This window comes from Desulfobacterales bacterium (genome assembly GCA_028704555.1).
Classification (GTDB): domain Bacteria; phylum Desulfobacterota; class Desulfobacteria; order Desulfobacterales; family JAQWFD01; genus JAQWFD01.
In genome coordinates this window covers 116,027-136,114 of the sequence record JAQWFD010000004.1, presented here as the reverse complement: position 1 = coordinate 136,114, position 20,088 = coordinate 116,027, and the positions used below count along the sequence as shown (strand labels likewise).

The following is a 20,088-nucleotide window of genomic DNA, read 5'->3' as shown; positions in this document are numbered from 1 at the left end:
CCGGATGGCCGCTGTGCGCGAATGAAATGGTTGTTTCTTTATATAAACTATATTGAGCTTTTCGCAGATGTGTCAAGCTCGGATTTGAAACTTCAGGATTCGGAATGTTTTTCTGCGGTAATCTTTATTTTTGCTGTTTGAGGACAAGTTTGATATGAAAAGCTGTTTTCGGCATGAACCGCCAATGCATCAATCAGCCGGGTCCGTCTCATATCTCAGCAACTCAGTCAGGTTCTGAAACGGTCGGCGCCGTAAATATCTGACTGACATCGTACGAAACTATCAACAAGGCATGTGGGGTTATGAAGGTTATATTAAAATGCGCCATGGTTCTGATAATTATCCTATCAGCGGGATGTGCTCCTAAGCAAACGATCATTCAGGCCCCTGTTCAGCCTGAACCCGGTGATCAATTATTTCAGGACGCTGAGAAGATGTTCAACCGGGCTGACTACGAGGCCGCACATGATGCGTATAAAACGTTCATCGATCGTTATCCGGACAGTCTTTCTGCGGCGGCGGCGATCATGAAGCTTGGCGAAATTTATGCGATTCAGGGAAAGTCAGATGAATCCAGACGCATGTATGAGTGCCTGATATCAAACTATCCGGACAGTTTGTTCAGCAACGATGCCCGGGTGAATATACTCGAGTCCCTTTATGAGGAAGGCAGATATCAGGACGTGATACGGCAGGCAGCCATTGCATTGGAAGATTCCGTTTCCGAAAAACATATCATCAGAATATATTCACTCCTGGGGGATACATATCAGGCCAAAGAGTTGTATGTGGATGCGGCAAATTTTTATCTTTCCGCATATCATAGAACCGCCAAGCAGGGAAAAACGCTTATTCTGGTTAAATTAAAGAACGTTTTCTGGCGGCTCAAAACGCTGGATATTATTTCCCTGTTGAGCCGGATGAAAGATGACGCCCTTCTCGAATCTTATTTGATGTACCATCTGGGGCATAATTACGCCGAAGAAGGAAAAAATGACAAGGCGGTTCGGGTATTATCAGATTTTTTAAAACAGTTTCCGAAGCATGAATACGCTGAACAGGCGGCCGGCATGATAACGGAGTTGAACCTGCGCTCGGTATACCGCCGGGATACGATCGGGTGTCTGCTCCCTTTGAGCGGGCCTTATGAAATATATGGGCAGCGGGCCTTGAAAGGGGTTGAGCTGGCCTTGTCCGTGTTGTTGAATGCGCATGGGGATTTTCCCCTCAACCTGATTATAAGAGATACCGCTTCAGACTCCGAAAAGGCCATCGAGACCGTTAAACAATTTGCTGATGAGCATGTGGCCGCCATTATCGGTCCGGTTATTGCTGCGGAAGCCGCCGCCGGAGAAGCTCAGCGGCAGGGTATACCGATTGTCACGCTAACCCAGAAAAGGGGGATTACACAAACAGGGGATTATGTATTCAGACATTTTATTACTCCTGAAATGCAGGTTGATGCGTTGGTAAATTACTGTATCTCAGATCTCGGGATTAAACGGTTTACGATGCTGTATCCCGAAGAACCATATGGCATCGCCTTTATGAATCTGTTCTGGGACAGGGTGATATCCGCAGGCGGAGAAGTAACAGGGGTTGAGTCATACCAGTCATCTCAAACGGATTTTGCAGATTCCATCAAAAAACTTGCCGGCCTTTTTTATAAATTGCCGGAAGCGTTAAAGCCCGATCCGGAAGATTTTACGGAAGAGGCCTTGCCCGAGCCTTTGAATAAATCGGCTGGACCGGATGAAGATGAGGAAACTGTTCAACCGGGCGCGTTATCCGGCTCTGAAGAGACAAAACCTGTTATTGATTTTGATGCGATTTTTATACCCGATTCTCCCAAGAAAGCCGGCCTGATTATCCCGCAGCTTGCGTTTTATGATATCACCGATGTGTATCTGCTTGGAACCAATCTGTGGCATTCCGGTCAGTTGATTCAGATGGCTGGCCAGTATGCTCAGAAAGCCATACTTCCGGACGGTTTTTTTGCGGATAGTTCGTCAGCCGAAACCAGAAAATTCGTATCCCTGTTTCGGGAGGTTTACGGGGAGGAACCGGGATTTATGGAGGCCATCGCATACGATACCACCATGATGCTGTTTGATATGGTCCGCAATCCCGAAATTCAATCCAGAAAACAGCTCAGGGATCAACTGGCTGACATGAAAGCTGTTGACGGGGTTACCGGATCGACCTCCTTTGACCAAAGTGGAGAAGCCGTTAAACAGCTGTATCTTCTCAGAATAAAAGGGAATAAATTTATCGAATTGAACCGTCGTTGAGTTGAGACATCCGTTGTATTATGAATATTGCCTACCCGATATATAAATATATCACCTCCGGTCTGTTTCTGGCCGGTTTTCCTTTTTTCTGGGGATATGTCCGGCAGACAGGCCGCCGGGAAGATGAGATCCGCCAACGGTTGGGGTATTATCCCCCCGGACTGCCGTCCCGTCGTGCCGGCACACCGAATCTCTGGATTCATGCCGTTTCCGTTGGTGAGGTAAAGGCAGCGGTTCCGATTATCGAAGCGCTTGAAACGATGATGCCCGATGCCGCGTTTGTTTTGTCGACCACTACAAGCCGGGGGCAGGTTCTTGCCCGGGAGGTTTTTCCGGCCAATGTTTCAATCGTTTATGCGCCTGTCGACTATATCGGTGCGGTCCGCAGGGCGTTTTCGGCCATAGCACCGGATGCACTGGTAATTCTGGAAACGGAAATCTGGCCGAATCTGCTGGTCGAGGCTCACCGGAGGGGAATTCAGACGGCCATCGTAAACGGCAGGGTATCGGCCCGGACCATCAAAAATTATTTAAAGATAAAGCCCCTTGTCAAAGAGACCCTCGAATGTGTGGACGCTTTCAGCATGATCAGTGCGGCAGATGCCGAAAGAGTGAAGCGAATCGGTGCCCGGCGCCAAAAGATAACTGTCGGCGGGAATTCAAAATTTGATTTTCACCCTGGTGAATGTGATGCGTCGGTCACTGTCCGGATGAGACGGCTGTATAATGTAACCGGAGATCAGCCGGTAATTGTCGCCGGCAGCACACGACGTTCGGAAGAGCGTATTGTTCTCGATGCCTTTGCCAAAATTTGTCAGTTTTTTCCGGATACACTTTGCATCATTGCGCCGCGTCATATCGAGCGCGTGAATCTTATCGCGGATATGGTTAAAGACCACGGGATTTCATATCAGTTCAGCAGCGATCTGGATGGTAACGGGGCCATGCGAAATGCCCCGGTTGTGATCATCGATACGATCGGGGAACTGCAGAATACATACAGCATCGCTGCGATAACATTTTGCGGGGGAAGCCTGGTGCCTTTAGGGGGGCAGAACGTGCTCGAGCCTGCACGCTGGGCCAAGCCGGTTTTATATGGCCCTTCCATGGAAGATTTTCTGGATGCAAAAAATCTGCTCGAAAAAAGTGGGGGCGGCATTCCGGTAGCCGACGGAAACGAGCTGACGGAAAAGCTGTTATTTTATTTGTCCCATCCGGAAAAAGCAGCGCATGCCGGGCAGATGGCCCGACGTGCGGTGATGCAAAACCGGGGGGCTTCACAACGCCATGCCCGTGTGATTTATGAATTGCTTAATCGCTGATGATTTCTGAAAACGTCCGCATGCCCTGCACCCGATTTTCCGCCGATCGGGTAAAAGCCGGTAGGATAAGTCTCAAGGGATTATTCATTTTTCATTGAGCCCTGGCCGGTTGTTTCAAGCACGCTGAGCCATAATTTTGTTGTCGGATCGACCTGCTTGCGTTTTCCGGCTGAAGCGCTCATGGGCAGATGGACAAACTGATTGTTCCAGCGGCCGATAAGCACTTTTGTCTTACCGCTCATCCCGGCGTGAACCGCATCCCGTCCCAGAAAACTGCAGAATACATGATCATTTGCGTTTGCCGGCAGGCTTCTGATCATATAGCTGGGGTCAATATATTTCAGGGCGATGTCAATATCTCTGGCTTTAAAATAATTCATAATAACCTCTTTTATAAACAAACCGATATCTTTTAACCGGATATTGCCGGATTCGTCTTTTTCCTGATATGAGTCTTCGAAGAACTTTTGACCGGCGCCTTCCGCAACGACAATTACAGCATGCTTTTTGATTTTAAGGCGGCGTTCCAGTTTCGTCAGAAATCCATTCGGCCCTTCAAGATCAAAATCCACCTCGGGAATGAGCGTAAAATTAACCTCCGGCTGGGCCAGCGTGGCGGTTGCTGCGATGAATCCGGAATGGCGCCCCATGAGTTTGATCACTCCGATCCCATTCGGGTATCCTTTTGCCTCGTTATGAGCCCCTTTTATGGCCTGGGTCGCCACATCTACGGCCGTATCAAACCCAAACGTTCTGGATACCATGTAAATATCGTTGTCGATGGTTTTTGGGATACCAATTATGCTGATTTTCAGACCACGGCGGGTGATGCTGTCAGCGATCTTGGAAGCCGCGATCAGGGTACCGTCTCCTCCGATCATAAACAGGATACCGATATTCATTCTTTCGATGCTGTCTACAATTTCGTCGATATCCTGAGGACCTCGGGAAGAGCCGAGAATAGAGCCGCCCATTGCATTGATATTGGTAACGGTCTCGGGTTTAAGCTCCATCAGGTCGTGCCCGTATGCGGGGATAAATCCTTGCAGACCGTACCGGACGCCGATGATGTTTTTAACTCCGTATCCGTAATGCAGACTCAGAACAATGGATCGTATGATATCATTTAATCCGGGGCACAGTCCCCCACAGGTGACCAGTGCGCATTTAAGTTTGCTGGGATCAAAATATATCTTTTCTTTCGGGCCGGCCAGTTCAAACGACGGAATGGGTTGCCTTTGATTAAAAAGAGCGGTCAGACGGGTCAAATCCGAGTCGATAGCGATTCTGGCGGAATCCGGCACATATCGTTGACTTTTAATCGGAGTGTCGATCCTGGCAGTGCCTAACGTGGGAATGGTTGTATCGATCTGAACTGGTTCCATGGAGCCTTTTTTTGTCCTTTATGGTTTTTACGGAGACCGCAGCCCTTTTTTCCGGTTGAGAATCGATTTTTTTTTCATGGTCATCACCTGGAGGAAGGCCGTAACGAGCTGACGTTCACGGTCAAATCATGATCCGTTGAATTTAAATTCACCTTTACCTAAAATATCATGTAAATGCAAAATTCCAAGCACTTTTCCTGTATTATCGACAATGGGAAGCACGGTAATCTGATGCTGTTCCATCAGATTGAGCGCATCGTAGCCTGCTGTATCCGGATCGAGGGTTCGCGGCCTCAGGGTCATTATCTCATCTACGGATAAATCCAGAATCGGCCGTCTGGCGGCGATACATCTCCTGAGATCGCCGTCCGTGACGATTCCGGCCAGTGTCATGTCTGGTTCTACAACAAGGGTGACGCCCATTTCAAGTCGATTTATTTCCTCTATGGCTTCGCGCATGGAACAGCCTGTCCTGACATGTGGCATGCAGTTGCCGGTCAGCATGATGTCTTTGACCTGTTTGCAGAGTCTCTGCCCCAGCGCGCCACCGGGATGAATTTTTTTAAAATCGCTGGTTTTAAAATGTTTTTTGTTGATAAGGACGACCGCAAGGGCATCTCCCATGGCCAGAAGGGCGGTCGTGCTGGCGGTAGGGACAAGCCCCATCGGACATGCTTCCCGAACCACACCGACATCGATGACAACGTCGCTGCTTCTGGCCAATGTGGAGTGAATCCTGCCCGTAAACGCAATTACTTTGCAGCCGATCCTTCTGATGCTGGGAATAAGAATGTTCAGTTCATCGGTTTCGCCGCTGTTGGACAGCGCCAGAAAAATGTCATCCGGGCAAACCATACCCAAGTCCCCATGCATAGCCTCCACAGGATGCAAAAACAGCGACCGGGTTCCCGTGCTGTTTAATGTTGCAACAATTTTTCGTCCCACCGTACCTGACTTACCTATGCCGCCTACAATGACCCTTCCTTTGGAGGCACAGATCATTTCTACCATTTTTGAAAAATTTTCATCAATCCTGTCAATGAGTTGAAGAATGCCCTCGGCTTCAATCTGAAGAACTTCAATAGCTTGTTTAATGATCATGTTTGTATCGTCTTTTGTCTTTATCATGCGATGTTTTAGGTTTGTGCCTGTCCGAGGCAATTTTCAGCCTTGGATATTAATCATCAAAATCCATGATGCATCCTTCCGGTTAAAATTTTGTTCTTGAATTTGAAAAAATATCATGTTTCCGGTCGGATGCTGTCGAAAGGACTGCCTCTGAAAAAAAATAATCAAGCGGTCTGCATCGGGCGGTCGCTTTGGCACCAGATTATAGTAAATATAGAACATTATTTTTTATCATCCCGACAGCGCATGAGCAAGAGTTAATTTGAGCGTGACGGGGAATGCGTCCAAATCAGTTGAATAATATTTCACCCGGGTCGATATTTTTTAAATTCAGGCGGATTTATCAGGCGGCCGGATGCCCGAGCACCAACTGCCAGTTTTTCCGGTTGGGCGGGGCGTTAATTTTTATTTGACTTGTGGTTGGATTTGCATTATAAAATTTTGATTTTAACAGTTAAATCTGTAAATAAGCCCACATTACAGATCAAAGGGGGTGAATCAAATGATTTGCACAACAGTTCGAAAGGGCATGGAATGTCCCTTTATGACGGCAAACGGCTGTGGATATAAAGACGGATTCTGCCATGAGATTGTCGAAAAGTGTAAAGGCTGTTCTCGAAGCGCAGAATTTCCAACCGGCTGGTATTGTTCTGCTTGCCCGGAACCTGAAATGAAATGGAAAAACGGTAATTGTAATTTAGCCACCCATGTTTCAAAAGCGACTGCTGCCGCATCAGCCAAGATCAATCCGATCAAAGCTTCCAAACGGGGAAACAGATAATTTGGTTATCGATTTTTTGAACCCCGCTCCATTTGTGAGCGGGGTTTTTGTTTTATGGGTCTGGAAACCACCCCGGTATTTCCCATCTTTCCCAGCTTATTTTTCTGTTGACATATTATATGGGTAACGTATACAGAATTTAATTTGTCTTTTTAATTGTCATGCACAGGTTTGGATCTATCCAAAGCCGTCTGGCTTATTCATGCATCCATACTGCTTCGGGGCATCCATACTGCTTCGGGTATAAGCCCGCTTTGTTCCATCGGGTTTTTCGGAAAAGCGTTTTGGGTTTTTGTAATACAGGTGACGTTCAGAAATCATGGGCAACTGAAACTCCGGGCGTGTATTCTCCGGGATGCTGACAGATGAAGGTCGCTTCGAATTTGTTCATTCGGAATGAATTTCCGAACAATGCGGTGTGTCGATATAAAATACAATGGCTGAAACATATGGGCGCATGTGCAGAAGGAAGGGTGAATCTTCCTCCTGCCGTATCCCAGGATATGGATATCGAAAGGTCCCTATTGGTAGGGGCATATGGTACTATCGAAGCCCATTTGGCCGACGCTGTAATACGGGATATTAATAATGGAAGGAAGACAACACAATATGAATATATTGGCAGAACATCTCAATCAAAGAATACGGAAAGGAAATCCTCATATATACGAGATGCTGTCAACTGTCGGCAGACAGATATTTTTTCCGAAAGGAATCTTGAGCCAGGGCGCGGAAGCCAGGGATAAGGCCTGGCATCTGAATGCCACCGTAGGTATCGCGCTGGAAGAAGGCAAGACCATGTATTTTGATTCGATTATGAGCTCCATTGATGGCATCCTGCCGGAGGAGTCACTGACCTATGCATCTTCATATGGGATTGGCGCCTTAAGAAAAGTATGGAAAGAGGCGCTTTATCAGAAAAATCCTTCTCTTGAAAACAAGGTCGTCAGCCTTCCGATCGTGACCAGCGGTATAACGCATGCAATCAGCCTGTTTTCGGATTTATGGCTTGATCCGGATGACGTGGTTATTCTCCCGGATATGTTCTGGGGCAATTACCGGCTGATTTTCGAAACCCGAAATGGGGCGCGAATCAGTCAATATTCTCTGTTTTCGGAAGACGGCGGATTTAATTTTTCCGGGTTCGAGCAGAAATTGAAAGAAGAAGCCCGGCAGAATGCCAAAATTGCTGTTTTGCTCAATTTTCCTCACAATCCAACAGGTTACACGGTAACCCGGGACGAAGGCTGTCGGATTGTGGATATATTGACCGAAGTGGCAGAGGGGGGAACCGATATTATCGTTGTCGTCGATGATGCTTATTTCGGGTTATTTTATGAAGACCAGACCATAAAAGAATCGCTGTTTGCCCTTCTATGCGATCGACATCCCAGGCTGCTTGCGATAAAGTTGGACGGAGCAACGAAGGAGAGTTTTGTCTGGGGACTTCGAGTGGGTTTTATTACATACGGATCTGTCATCCAGGGTCAGACAGGTGAGGTTTACGATGCACTGGAACAAAAAACCGCTGCATGTGTCCGTGCCACTATTTCCAATGCGTCGCATCTGGGGCAGACTATTGTATTGAAATCCATGCGGAATGTGAATTTTCAGAATGAAAAGAAAGAAAAATTCGAAATACTCAAACGACGTGCAAGGCAAGTCAAAGAGGTCATCAGTGATAAAAAATATCACGATGCATGGGATTCATATCCGTTTAATTCCGGGTATTTCATGAGTATCAGGCTCAAGTCCGTGGATGCTGAAACTCTCCGGTGCCACCTGCTGGAACGCTACGGCGTGGGCTTGATTTCATTAGGCACTTCAACGTTGAGAATTGCGTTTTCATGTCTGGAAGAAGGCAATATTCAAGAGCTGTTTGACATCATTTATCAGGGAGTTAAAGACCTCGAAGAAGTCAATGCATAATGGGTGTGTTATCCCGATTCCATAAACGGATCGATTCGTCAGCCCGTAAGGCGGGAACATTCCGGATAGCCGTTGCCTGGAAATGGGCAATCCGGTTTGCCCTGATTGGTTTGATCGCCGGTCTGGGGTCGATCGTGTTCAATTATATGTGTCAGCTGGGCACGCATTATTTCATGGATTTGATGGCGGGTTACCGCCCCCCTGCACCGGCCGGTGAACATCATCTGATTCCGCCGACCCATACCCCCTTCAACCGATGGGTGCTGTTGTTTCTTCCATGTTTCGGCGGGATTGTCAGCGGATGGCTGGTGTACACATTTGCTCCGGAAGCCGAAGGTCACGGAACCGATGCCGCTATTGATGCCTATCACCGGCGGGGAGGATATATTCGCGGCCGGGTTCCGTTTATAAAAACCATCGCATCTGCCGTGACGCTGACTACGGGAGGCTCTGGCGGGCGCGAAGGACCGATAGCCCAGATTGGAGCCGGTTTTGGATCGTTTCTGGCGACCCGGCTGAAATTGTCCGATAGTGAACGGCGAATCATGATGGCAGCCGGTGTCGGTGCCGGTGTCGGAAGTATTTTCAGGGCTCCGCTGGCCGGCGCACTGTTTGCTGCCGAAGTGCTTTATCGGGACCCGGAATTTGAGTCCGAAGTGATTATTCCTGCCGGGATCTCGTCTGTAGTGGCCTACTGTGTGTTTTGTCTGGTGTTCGGCTGGGGATCGTTGTTTCAATCTCCTGATTTTCTATTTCGAAATCCGCTGGAACTTGGTCCATATCTGGTGCTGGCACTGGTACTGGTTGCTGTCGGCATTGTTTACATTAAAACTTTTTACGGCATCAACGGCCTGTTCAAGCGGCTCCATGTCCCCAATCATATTAAACCGGCCATTGGGGGCCTGTGTACCGGTATTGTCGGTTTTTTCCTGCCCCATACCCTGGCATTCGGATACGGTTTTGCTCAGCAGGCCCTGCACAGTGAACTGACCATCCCATTTTTGTTTACACTTGCCATCGGCAAGATTATCACCACATCCTTTTCCATCGGGTCCGGAGGAAGCGGGGGCGTTTTCGGCCCATCGATCGTTATCGGCGGTGCCACGGGCGGAGTGGTTGGCCAGCTGTTTCACCTGATCATGCCGGCAGTGGTGACAGCGCCCGGGGCGTTCGTCGTGGTAGGCATGGCGGGATTTTTTACAGCCGTGTCAAATACACCGATTTCCACCATTATTTTTGTCAGTGAAATGACCAATTCGTATCATCTGCTCTTGCCTAGCATGCTGGTATGCTCGGTCAGTTATCTGGCTTCCCAGAAATGGACGATCTATTCGAAACAGGTCAAAAATAAAATTGACTCACCGGCACACGCAGGGCATTTTTTTGTGGATATTCTCCAGACGATACGGGTCAAGGATTTGATGCATCTGCTCAAGGATGTGAAACAGATCCCGGAGCGTATGTCGTTTTCAGAATTCAGAATATTTTTTTCAAAAACCAAGCAGCATTATTTTCCGGTGGTAAACCAGCACAACCGGCTGACCGGAATTTTTTCAAGCACCGATATCCGGGGCGTCCTGTTTTCCCAGGGCATCGAGCAGCTTGTGGTCATGAAGGACATCGCCACTACGGATATCATTGTGACGACACCTTCGGAGGATCTGAATTCAGTACTTAAAAAGTTTACGATAAAAAATATCGACAGCCTTCCGGTGGTCAGTGAGGATGATCATTCGGTCCTGATCGGAATGTTAAACCGGAGGGAAGTGATTACATTTTATAATCAGCGGATCGAAGAGATGAAAAGCAGGACCGCCAGCTGACGGCCTGTTGAACGGTTGCGCGACGGATCAATAATAGACCTGTTTCAGAAACAGTCCATGTGCAGGAGCGGTGGGACCGGCCAGTTTCCGGTTTTTTGACCTGATAATCCTGATGATATCTTCCGCCGTGAGCTTCGCACTTCCGACACATACAAGCGTTCCTACCATATTCCGGACCATGCATCTCAGAAAGCCGTTCGCTTCCACATCGATGAAAATATGTGCGTCATCTTTTATGATCAGGTCAACCTTCATAACGGTTCGAATCGTATGGGGCCTGGGGCTGCCGGTTTTTTCAAAAGATTTGAAATCATGGGTGCCAATCATATGAGCGGCGCCTTTTTTCATTTCATCCACATTCAGATGCCTGCGGACAAACCATGCATATTGACGATTCACCGCAGACGGGATTTCTCGATTCAAAATGCAGTAACGATACGTTTTGCTTTTTGCATCAAATCGGGCATGAAATTTTATATCGGTTTGTTCACATGACGTAATGACGATATCATCGGGCAGGAGGCTGTTTAGTCCTTTTAGAAATACCGGCGGCGTCAATGCAGTGGGACACTTGAAATTTGCCACCTGGCCCAGTGCGTGGACACCGGCATCTGTTCTTCCGGAGCCGTTTAATATGATGATCTCTCCGGTCATGGTGTGCAAGGCTTTTTCGATTTTTTCCTGAACCGTCGGATGATGTTTTTGTCTTTGCCAGCCATGGTAAGCGCTTCCGTCATATTCGATAACGAGTTTGAAATTTTTGGGTGTTTCTTGACGCATAACTCGGATCAATCCGGTTCGGAAAATGGTTTGTCTCTTCAGCCCGAACAGCGACAATGCTGCATCTGTTCATCCGAAAGGCGGCAGGCCTGATGCCGTGAGGTATAAATGTAACGTAAAAATCAAAAAAATATCATAAGTTGCAGAGTAGATCAATTGCCATTTTCGGGCTTGATCATAACTGCGGCCACCATGTCACGGGGTCCGTCCCGCCCATTGCCGGCATCTTTTCCCCGGATCGCGCCATGTCGTACGCCGGCAACGGGCGGGACTCAGAGGATACGCACAGCAAAATATGGCCGCAGTTATGATCAAGCCCCCATTTGGTACAGGCCTTCAATACCGGTTGCAGGAAATTTACGTCAGTGATATCGAGTATATTCAACTCCGGCGCTCAAAAGATTCATGATGGTAACCGCAGCAATGCGGTTCGGATGTCGGGGGATAAATTCCGGGCCCGGCACAGAAGCCGAAGAGGCCGGAAGTTATCGTTTCAGCATGGAATATCGCAGTGATCCATAATCAAGGGCGTCTATTGTGCCTGAATAAAATGGTTATGTGGATTGACATTATGCCGGTATTCTGTCAAATGAAATCGGCAACAAGCCAATCAGAATCAGTGATTATCCAAAAATAGTTTTTCAGTTAAAGCCGGAGGATGTTATGATTCCAAAAATAAAGAAAATTCTTTTTGCCAACGATTTGTCCTATAATTCTAAATTTGCGCTTGCTTATTCGGTGAGCCTTGCCGGATGTTACGGGTCGAAAGTGATAGTACTGCACGTGCTTGAAGAAATTTCTGAAAGTCTGGATAATTCGTTAGCCCCCTATTTTGGAGAATCTAAATGGAAATCACTGAAAAATGAGATTTCTTCTGAAACCATTGAACTGCTTGAAAAACGGGTGGTTTCTTTCTGTAAAGAAACCAATGAAGAAATGGGACAGCACACATTCCAGGCGGATGAAATTATCGTTAAAACAGGAAAACCCTCTGATGTGATTATCCTGGAGGCTGAAAAGAATGCCTGTGATTTAATTATTATGGGAACCCATGGCCATGGCGGTTTTAAGGAAACCCTGATGGGAAGTAATTCAAAACGGGTGATCAGAAAAAGCAAGATTCCCGTTTTGGTGATACCCCTGCCCTGATGGGGCGGGGTGCTTATTAACGCTAACGTATCTGAAGAGAAATTGAAAGATGAAAAATAATATTATCAAATGCAAAGGCTTTAAATTCAGTGGGGTTGCCGCGGGTCTGAAAAAAAATAATCATAACGACCTCGGGCTTATTTTTTCTGAAACTGAGGCAACTGCGGCCGGGGTGTTTACCAAAAACAGAGTCCGGGCCGCACCGGTTATTCTGGATAAAGAACGGGTAAAGTCGGGTGTCGCCCAGGCCGTAATTGTAAACAGCGGTAATGCCAATTGTTGTGCCGGCAGTCGATCCATGGCAGATTCAATTGCCATGGCCCGCTGTGCAGCAGATGAACTGAATATTTCAGATGAACGGGTGCTGGTGGCCTCCACCGGGGTCATCGGGCAGCCGTTACCTGTAGAAAAGATAGCGGCTGCCGCTCCCGAACTGATCCGTTCATTGAAAGAAGATGGCATCATGGATCTGGCAACCGCCATAATGACCACGGACACGGTTCCCAAAGTCGTTTCACGACAGGCCGACATTGACGGGGTTCCGTTTACGGTGGTTGCAGTGGCTAAGGGGGCCGGAATGATACGGCCGGATATGGCCACGATGCTTTGTTTTGTCTGTACGGATCTCAAAGTTTCTTCCAATGTGCTGGCACGGGTTCTTTCTCCTGCCGTAGACCAGTCATTTAATCGGATTACGATCGATGGCGATACCAGCACCAACGATTCCGTACTGCTTCTGGCAAATGGCCGTTCAGGGGCTGAGATTCTCACTGCGGATCATGAAAGGTTATTTCAGGAAGTTCTCAATGACCTTCTGTTCGAGCTTGCTAAAATGATCGTCAGAGACGGTGAGGGGGCAACCAAGCTGATCGAGGTTGTGGCCAAGGGCGCGCTGTCGGATGCGGATGCCAGGCGTGTTGCCGAAACGGTTGCCAATTCCAGTCTGGTCAAGACAGCGTTTTTTGGTGAAGATGCCAATTGGGGCAGAATTATTGCCGCTGTCGGCCGGGCCGGTGTTCCGGTTGAGCCGGATCGCATTGATATCTATTTTGATGACGTAATGATGGCGCAAAACGGGGTGAGTTGCGGACAAGCTACGGAAGAGCCGGCGACTCGAGTGCTCCGGAAACCGGAGTTTACCGTTACCGTGGATTTGAATTCCGGGAAAGGACAGGCGACCGTATTTACCTGCGATTTTTCGGTGGATTATGTGAAAATCAATGCCGATTACAGGAGCTGATTCAATTGAAAATCGATCCGAATCAGCCGGATCAGAATGTTGTGCAACGGGATTGATGCGGCTTCAGAAATTTTTGTCGGCGGCCGGGATCTGTTCCAGGCGTCAGGCTGAGGTCCATATCCGGCAGGGACGCGTTACCGTAAACGGCAAAATTGTCACCGAGCTTGGAACCCGCGTGGATCCGGACCTGGATCGGGTCGAATTTGACGCCAATCCTGTCGAGTACCATCAGGAACTGGTTTATATCGCGTTGAACAAGCCAAAAGGGTATGTCACGAGCTGCCTTCAGCCGGGAGATAAAGTGGTCATCGATCTGGTTGATATCGCCCGGAGGCTCTATCCTGTCGGGCGGCTGGACAAGGATTCCACCGGTCTGCTGCTCTTGACCAATGATGGCAGGATTCATCATGGCCTCTCGCATCCTTCATTCGATCACGAGAAAGAGTATGACGTATCGGTATCGATGCCTATTGCTGCCAGCGCGCTGGGGAAGTTGAAAAAAGGCATGTCCATAATGGGGAAAAAGACCAGAGCCGCCGATGTCCGGCGCATTGATTCAAATCGGTTTACGATTGTGCTCAAAGAGGGCAGGAATCGTCAGATTCGGCGGATGGTCGGAAAAATCGGAAACAAGGTGACGCAGTTAAAACGGATTCGCATTGCGCATATCCGGTTGGGGGGGCTTGCCGAAGGTGCCTGGCGATATCTGACGGATACGGAAAGAAAAGAGTTGATTCGATCAATTTCTATGAATGCCGCAAAAAATGATAAAGTATAGCTTATGAATTGGGTATCGGTCATATTTAATCTTATCGGCGGGCTGGGTATATTTTTATATGGAATGAAGACCATGTCTTCCGGCCTTCAGCTGGTTGCCGGAAATCGCATTAAAAAATTTTTTGCCTTATTAACCCATAACCGGGTGATGGGGGTCATGGTCGGTTTGAGTGTCACGGCCATTATCCAGTCGAGTTCAGCCACCACGGTAATGGTCGTGGGCTTCATCAATGCAGGCCTGATGGAACTGTCCCAGGCGGTCGGTATTGTGATGGGGGCCAACATCGGCACAACGATAACCTCTTGGATTATCGTTATTAAAATTACCCGATTTGCCCTTCCGATACTCGGCATCGGTGTGGGCTTTTATCTGTTTTCAAAAAACAAGAAAGTCAGAAATTTCGGACAGATTGTGCTTGGTTTCGGCATGCTGTTCTTTGGCCTCAAACTGATGGAAACGGCGTTTTATCCGCTTCGGGCCGATCCGCAATTTCTTCCGTTTTTTGCGCAGTTTAATGCGGATACAATCTGGCAGATCGTAAAATGTGTGTTTGCAGGTTTAGTGTTGACCGTCGTTATCCAGTCAAGTTCTGCGACGGTAGGAATTACCATCGCGCTTGCCAATCAGGGGCTGCTAACATACCCTGCGGCGGCGGCAATGGTTCTCGGAGAAAATATCGGAACGACGATTACGATGGAGCTGGCATCCATAGGAACAAATTTTAATGCCAGAAGAGCAGCGCATTTCAATGCCCTGTTTAATGTAATTGGCGTTGTCTACGTTATCCTGCTGTTCCCGTGGTTTATTAAAATTGTGGATTGGGCAGTTCCGGGGGCCATGGATTTTGTAGGCCCTGACGGTACCAAGCCGTACATCGCCGCGCATATTGCGGCCGGCCATTCGATTTTCAATATTTTTAATACGATACTATTGGCTCCCTGTGCCGGCTGGCTCGTCAGGCTCGCAATATGGCTGGTGCCGGGTGAGAAGGGGACGGCGGAAAAGCACCTTGAATATATCGACTACGGGTTCATATCCACCCCTCCGATTGCCATGGAACAGGCAAAAAAAGAAGTTGAAAAGATGGCATCCATGGTCATGGATATGCTCAACTGGAGCGAGATCCTGCTGACCGGACAGAAAAATGATCATGATCTGGAGGAACGTCTGTTTAAATATGAAAATATTATCGATACCCTTCAGGCGGAAGTGTCTCATTTTCTCGCCGAGCTGCTGCAAAGTTCGCCCGGGGGCGATGTTTCCGAGGATATCCGGCGGTATCTCCGAATTGTGGATGAGTATGAAACCGTTGCCGATTATTGTGAACTGCTGACCAAATACAATATTCGAAAGCGTGAATCCGGTTTACAATTTTCCAGTGAAGCTTACGCGAATATAATTGAAAGTTATAAATCGTTGAGAGAATATCTTGAATTGTGTGTTCCCAAGCGGATCGAAATCAAGACAACCCTGCTGCATGAGGTGGACTCAAAGGGCAAATCCATCCAGAAGATGATTAAACGATTCAGGAATGAACATATTCAGAGGCTCAACAACAAGGAATGCGATGTGTTAACCGGCCTGTTGTTTAATGATGTACTGACGGCGCTGCAGAGTATCCGGTCTCATGCACACAATATCGCTCAGGCGGCAGCCGGAATGAAATAGGTTTTTTTTCAGAAACAGTCTATGGAGTATTGTTTGGTCACCATGCGCTACGAAGGTCCCATTTATCGTCCTCCCAGCGAGGCGGATTCACTGCTGATTCAGGCGACGGTTGGTTGCCCGCATAACCAGTGTACGTTTTGTATGGTATACCGAAACGGGCCCCGGTTCAAAATCCGGAGTGTCTCTGATATCCGGGAGGATATTCTCGATGCACGACGGGTGTACGGCTCCGGTATCCGGACGTTGTTTTTTCCGGCCGGCAACACCATTGCGATGAAGACCGATGATCTGAGCGAGATCTGCCGGTTTGCCCGACAGGTGTTTCCGGATCTGGAACGGATCACCGTATACGGCTCTTCCCGGTATATTCACCAGAAGGGGCCGGAAGACCTGAAACGGCTGGCTGAAGCCGGATTGTCCCGGATACATGTCGGACTGGAATCCGGGGATGATGTCGTTCTCGCCCACATCCGGAAGGGGACTTGCAGCCGCCAGCAGATCGAGGCCGGTCGATGGACCATGGAAGCCGGTATTGAACTGAGTCTCTATGTGATGCTGGGCATCGGGGGCCGGGTGCGAAGCGAATCCCATGCACGGGAAACGGTGAAAGTTCTGAACGAAATTTCTCCGGATTTTATCCGGCTGAGAACGTTCGTCCCCAAGATCAATACGCCTCTGTTGAAAGAAGTTGAAGCAGGTTCTTTTCATATGCTCGGCCCCCATGGCGTTCTTCTGGAAACGAGAACGCTGGTCACCGACCTTCAGGTCGCTTCCTGGCTGGCCAGTGATCATTATACCAATTACATTCATATCGAAGGACGGCTTCCGGATGATAAATGCCGGATGCTGCAGACCATTGACAACGCCCTGAAACGGGAGGAAAATACATTCAGACCCTTTTTTGTCGGGACGGAATAATTTTACTCTCTCATGGGGTTAACCTGCCTTGGAGATCATTTGATGATTACTTTTGAATCATTATGTCAGCGAAACGATAAAATTGCGGTTGTCGGCCTTGGGTATGTGGGGCTTCCTCTGGCCGTCAGCCTGTCAGATCATTTTGAAGTTGTCGGGTTCGATAAAAATTCTGAACGTGTTGAAGCGCTTCGATCCGGTTGTGACCGGACGCTGGAAGTGTCATCTGAGCGGCTCAACCGCTCGGCGGTGATGTTTACCAGCAGTGCAGCTGATCTTGCAACTTGCCGGTTGATTATTGTGGCGGTTCCTACCCCCATTGATCAGTACCGTATTCCGGATCTGGAACCGGTGCGCAGTGCTTCGGGTACCGTGGGTAAGAATCTGGCGGCGGGGTCCTGTGTGGTTTATGAATCCACCGTTTATCCCGGCGTTACGGAAGAGGTGTGTGTGCCCATTCTGGAAAGGGAATCGGGGTTGGTTTCCGGCAGGGAATTTACCGTCGGGTATTCACCCGAACGGATCAATCCGGGTGATAAAGTCCATAGGCTTGAAAATATCGTCAAGATCGTATCCGGCTCGGATGAGGCGACCCGTCAGCTTCTGGTTCAGGTATACGCAACGGTTGTTTCAGCCGGCATCCATGAGGCCTCTTCAATCAAGGTGGCCGAGGCCGCAAAAGTAATCGAAAATACTCAGCGGGATATCAATATCGCCCTGATGAATGAATTGGCCATGATATTTGACCGGATGCAGATTGATACGCTGGAAGTTCTGAAAGCTGCCGGCACCAAATGGAATTTTCTACCCTTTCAGCCGGGACTGGTAGGGGGTCACTGCATCGGGGTCGATCCCTACTATCTGACGTTTAAAGCCGAATCCCTCGGGTATCATCCGGAGATGATTCTGGCCGGCCGAAGGATCAACGACGGGATGGGAAAGTATATTGCTGAACGAACGGTAAAAATGCTGATCAGCGCCAATAAACAGGTCAGGGGCGCCCGGGTGGCCGTGCTGGGCCTGACGTTCAAGGAAAATGTGCCGGATCTTCGAAACACGCGGGTAGTGGATATCATCAGGGAATTGAAAGATTATGGGATTGACGTGATCGTCCACGATCCATGTGCCGACAGCACGGAAGCAAACGCGTATTATGGAGTTGAGCTGCGGGATATGACTGATATCCGGGGGATGGATGCGGTTATCGTAGCCGTAAGCCATAAATTGTATGTGGATATGGGGATGTCCCGTATCGCAGGACTTTGCAGCGATGGTATTCCGATTCTCATTGATGTGAAAGGGGTGTTCGGCGCTGAACCGTCGGAAACAGGGCATATCGCGTATTGGCGACTTTGAGTGCTGAAAATTCGGGATTCTGCCCGGATGCTCAGCGGCAGGGATTTTCCGCGCGGATATGCGCGGGCAATACATCATTTGTTTTTCGCTTGCTGCTGGCCGCTGCCGCCGTTAACCGTTTGTCAGCATACGGGTATCCGATGAGATGATGGTAAGATGCGGACGGGATCAGGACCAATGAAAGAGCTGGCGAATTATTATCAGCTGGTAGGCAGGGTAGATGACCTGTGTCGGAAAATCCGGCAGGATTATAGCGAAGAGATGGTCTGCAAAAAGGGCTGCGCCGGCTGCTGCCGACATATTTCGATATTTCCGGTCGAAGCGGCCGCGTTATCCGTTGCATGCAATCATCTTTCCCCGGATCTGGCCGATCATATCAGAAGCAACGCGGGCAGGTCTTCACCGGGAGGGGGCTGCCCCCTTCTTGAGAACAGCATCTGCCTGCTTTATCCGGCGAGGCCGATCATCTGCAGGACCCATGGCTTTCCAATTCTTCTCAATCGGGACGATGAACCGAAAGTGGATTACTGCCCGTTGAATTTCAAAGCCAAAGAGATATCCTCATTTCCGTCCGGACACCTGATTGATCTTGAACATCTCAATCAGCTGCTTGTCATGATCAATGCCCTGTTTTTGGAACAGTGCGGTTCGCCCTCCGGCTTGCCGGAACGGTTGACAATTGCCGAATCGGTACGGATGCCGGTTCAATCATTCCGGACGGTGCGTTAAGTGTGCCATCGTATCGTATCATTTCAGAGACATGTATAAAGGCGGGCATCTGATGAAAATACTGATTTTTGGAATTTGTCGCTGACCATGTCATGCTCAGTCGGGATAAAAAAGTAAAATTTTCGGATCTATGCTTTATGACAAGCTCAGGTCAAAGGGGATTTGACGCCGCGGCGCAAAGCGCAAGTGCTGTCAGATCTGCCGGAGGCGGTTGATTGTGACTGAAAAGTTACCGCCTATATTGGATAAACAGCTGTACCGGAGCTGCTTCGCCTTTGACGTGTGAAACATCACGGAAAACGGCTTGTTATTTGTAGTGATAAAATGGTTGCCAGCCATGGAGTCAGTAAAAATTTTAGAAAAACGAATAATTTTCTTGACCTTTGAGAAAGATATGATATCCTGTGGCAAATCTAATAAAGAAGGCTCGTTTTTGATGAGCGGGCTGGTTTCGTTACTGAAGGAAAAAACCATTTGCCAAAGTGGTAGCCTGCAGTTTGGAACCTTGCGAATTTTTTTTTAATAAGGAGTGTGTCACAATGGCTAATGGAATTGTAAAATGGTTTAACAGCAGCAAAGGCTTTGGCTTCATTGAACAGGAAGATGGTCCGGATGTATTTGTTCATCATTCAGGAATCAATGCAACCGGTTTCAAGACTCTCAATGAAGGCGACCGGGTTACATTTGATATTGAAAAGGGCCAGAAAGGCCCTGCTGCAGTAAATGTAACTGTGGTTTAGTCCTGCAATTTCTGAGTTTTAAGGGTATTCCATCAGATCCGGATGGAATACCCTTTCTTTTTGATAAATATCTG

At 48.4% G+C, this 20,088-nt stretch carries 16 protein-coding genes; 13 read left to right on the top strand and 3 right to left on the bottom strand.

Annotated features, from left to right (window positions below):
• The first annotated feature begins 326 nt into the window (after positions 1–326).
• Positions 327–2,291, top strand: coding sequence for a penicillin-binding protein activator (locus PHQ97_03130; GenBank protein MDD4391727.1), 1,965 nt, complete (start codon positions 327–329; stop codon positions 2,289–2,291).
• A gap of 20 nt (positions 2,292–2,311) precedes the next feature.
• Positions 2,312–3,613 carry a 3-deoxy-D-manno-octulosonic acid transferase gene (locus tag PHQ97_03125; GenBank protein ID MDD4391726.1) on the top strand — a complete coding sequence of 434 codons (1,302 nt, stop codon included), beginning with the start codon at positions 2,312–2,314 and terminating at the stop codon, positions 3,611–3,613.
• A gap of 80 nt (positions 3,614–3,693) precedes the next feature.
• Here PHQ97_03125 and PHQ97_03120 read toward each other — a convergent pair whose 3' ends face one another.
• Both PHQ97_03120 and PHQ97_03115 read right to left on the bottom strand, forming a co-directional pair.
• On the bottom strand, positions 3,694–4,998 hold the full coding sequence (locus tag PHQ97_03120) for an ATP-dependent 6-phosphofructokinase (GenBank protein ID MDD4391725.1): 1,305 nt from the start codon (positions 4,996–4,998) through the stop codon (positions 3,694–3,696).
• Between the two features lie 126 nt (positions 4,999–5,124).
• Positions 5,125–6,099, bottom strand: coding sequence for a KpsF/GutQ family sugar-phosphate isomerase (locus tag PHQ97_03115; protein MDD4391724.1), 975 nt, complete (start codon positions 6,097–6,099; stop codon positions 5,125–5,127).
• Positions 6,100–6,628: 529 nt separating this feature from the next.
• Here PHQ97_03115 and PHQ97_03110 point away from each other — a divergent pair.
• The 3 genes from PHQ97_03110 (at position 6,629) to PHQ97_03100 (ending at position 10,659) form a co-directional block, all read left to right on the top strand.
• Entirely contained in the window at positions 6,629–6,907 is a 279-nt protein-coding gene (locus PHQ97_03110) for a PxxKW family cysteine-rich protein (GenBank protein MDD4391723.1), read from the top strand.
• Positions 6,908–7,516: 609 nt separating this feature from the next.
• Complete coding sequence (locus PHQ97_03105) at positions 7,517–8,836, top strand: aminotransferase class I/II-fold pyridoxal phosphate-dependent enzyme (protein ID MDD4391722.1); 1,320 nt, start codon at positions 7,517–7,519, stop codon at positions 8,834–8,836.
• A complete protein-coding gene (locus PHQ97_03100; protein MDD4391721.1) occupies positions 8,836–10,659 on the top strand; it encodes a chloride channel protein in 1,824 nt (607 codons plus the stop codon). Before PHQ97_03105 ends, PHQ97_03100 begins: the two co-directional genes overlap by 1 nt.
• A 27-nt stretch (positions 10,660–10,686) precedes the next feature.
• Here the strand turns inward: PHQ97_03100 and truA are convergent, their stop codons facing one another.
• Positions 10,687–11,439 (bottom strand): tRNA pseudouridine(38-40) synthase TruA, encoded by a 753-nt coding sequence (gene truA / locus PHQ97_03095; protein ID MDD4391720.1) that lies wholly within the window; start codon positions 11,437–11,439, stop codon positions 10,687–10,689.
• 663 nt (positions 11,440–12,102) lie between these two features.
• On the opposite strand from truA, the gene PHQ97_03090 reads away from it, so the two are divergent.
• From PHQ97_03090 to PHQ97_03055, 8 genes are all read left to right on the top strand, one after another.
• The gene (locus tag PHQ97_03090) at positions 12,103–12,588 is read left to right on the top strand and encodes a universal stress protein (protein MDD4391719.1); all 486 of its coding nucleotides are present in this window, start codon (positions 12,103–12,105) and stop codon (positions 12,586–12,588) included.
• 49 nt (positions 12,589–12,637) lie between these two features.
• Positions 12,638–13,828, top strand: coding sequence for a bifunctional glutamate N-acetyltransferase/amino-acid acetyltransferase ArgJ (argJ, locus tag PHQ97_03085; GenBank protein ID MDD4391718.1), 1,191 nt, complete (start codon positions 12,638–12,640; stop codon positions 13,826–13,828).
• The gene (locus PHQ97_03080; protein MDD4391717.1) at positions 13,809–14,606 is read left to right on the top strand and encodes a pseudouridine synthase; all 798 of its coding nucleotides are present in this window, start codon (positions 13,809–13,811) and stop codon (positions 14,604–14,606) included. The genes argJ and PHQ97_03080 overlap by 20 nt, the downstream gene beginning before the upstream one ends.
• A 3-nt stretch (positions 14,607–14,609) precedes the next feature.
• Positions 14,610–16,274 (top strand): Na/Pi cotransporter family protein, encoded by a 1,665-nt coding sequence (locus PHQ97_03075; protein MDD4391716.1) that lies wholly within the window; start codon positions 14,610–14,612, stop codon positions 16,272–16,274.
• Positions 16,275–16,295: 21 nt separating this feature from the next.
• Positions 16,296–17,192 (top strand): radical SAM protein, encoded by an 897-nt coding sequence (locus tag PHQ97_03070; GenBank protein ID MDD4391715.1) that lies wholly within the window; start codon positions 16,296–16,298, stop codon positions 17,190–17,192.
• A 42-nt stretch (positions 17,193–17,234) separates the two neighbouring features.
• Entirely contained in the window at positions 17,235–18,545 is a 1,311-nt protein-coding gene (locus tag PHQ97_03065) for a nucleotide sugar dehydrogenase (GenBank protein ID MDD4391714.1), read from the top strand.
• A 177-nt stretch (positions 18,546–18,722) separates the two neighbouring features.
• Positions 18,723–19,274 carry a YkgJ family cysteine cluster protein gene (locus PHQ97_03060; GenBank protein ID MDD4391713.1) on the top strand — a complete coding sequence of 184 codons (552 nt, stop codon included), beginning with the start codon at positions 18,723–18,725 and terminating at the stop codon, positions 19,272–19,274.
• Between the two features lie 539 nt (positions 19,275–19,813).
• Entirely contained in the window at positions 19,814–20,014 is a 201-nt protein-coding gene (locus PHQ97_03055; protein MDD4391712.1) for a cold-shock protein, read from the top strand.
• The last annotated feature ends 74 nt before the right edge of the window (positions 20,015–20,088 follow it).

Coding starts and splice junctions, on each gene's coding strand:
- PHQ97_03105 (MDD4391722.1), top strand. CDS start 7,517: ATGAATATATTGGCAGAACATCTCAATCAAAGAATACGGAAAGGAAAT.
- PHQ97_03080 (MDD4391717.1), top strand. CDS start 13,809: ATGCCGATTACAGGAGCTGATTCAATTGAAAATCGATCCGAATCAGCC.
- PHQ97_03125 (MDD4391726.1), top strand. CDS start 2,312: ATGAATATTGCCTACCCGATATATAAATATATCACCTCCGGTCTGTTT.
- PHQ97_03120 (MDD4391725.1), bottom strand. CDS start 4,998: ATGGAACCAGTTCAGATCGATACAACCATTCCCACGTTAGGCACTGCC.
- PHQ97_03130 (MDD4391727.1), top strand. CDS start 327: ATGGTTCTGATAATTATCCTATCAGCGGGATGTGCTCCTAAGCAAACG.
- PHQ97_03060 (MDD4391713.1), top strand. CDS start 18,723: ATGAAAGAGCTGGCGAATTATTATCAGCTGGTAGGCAGGGTAGATGAC.
- argJ (MDD4391718.1), top strand. CDS start 12,638: ATGAAAAATAATATTATCAAATGCAAAGGCTTTAAATTCAGTGGGGTT.
- PHQ97_03055 (MDD4391712.1), top strand. CDS start 19,814: ATGGCTAATGGAATTGTAAAATGGTTTAACAGCAGCAAAGGCTTTGGC.
- PHQ97_03075 (MDD4391716.1), top strand. CDS start 14,610: ATGAATTGGGTATCGGTCATATTTAATCTTATCGGCGGGCTGGGTATA.
- PHQ97_03090 (MDD4391719.1), top strand. CDS start 12,103: ATGATTCCAAAAATAAAGAAAATTCTTTTTGCCAACGATTTGTCCTAT.
- PHQ97_03100 (MDD4391721.1), top strand. CDS start 8,836: ATGGGTGTGTTATCCCGATTCCATAAACGGATCGATTCGTCAGCCCGT.
- PHQ97_03065 (MDD4391714.1), top strand. CDS start 17,235: ATGATTACTTTTGAATCATTATGTCAGCGAAACGATAAAATTGCGGTT.
- PHQ97_03115 (MDD4391724.1), bottom strand. CDS start 6,099: ATGATCATTAAACAAGCTATTGAAGTTCTTCAGATTGAAGCCGAGGGC.
- PHQ97_03070 (MDD4391715.1), top strand. CDS start 16,296: ATGGAGTATTGTTTGGTCACCATGCGCTACGAAGGTCCCATTTATCGT.
- truA (MDD4391720.1), bottom strand. CDS start 11,439: ATGCGTCAAGAAACACCCAAAAATTTCAAACTCGTTATCGAATATGAC.
- PHQ97_03110 (MDD4391723.1), top strand. CDS start 6,629: ATGATTTGCACAACAGTTCGAAAGGGCATGGAATGTCCCTTTATGACG.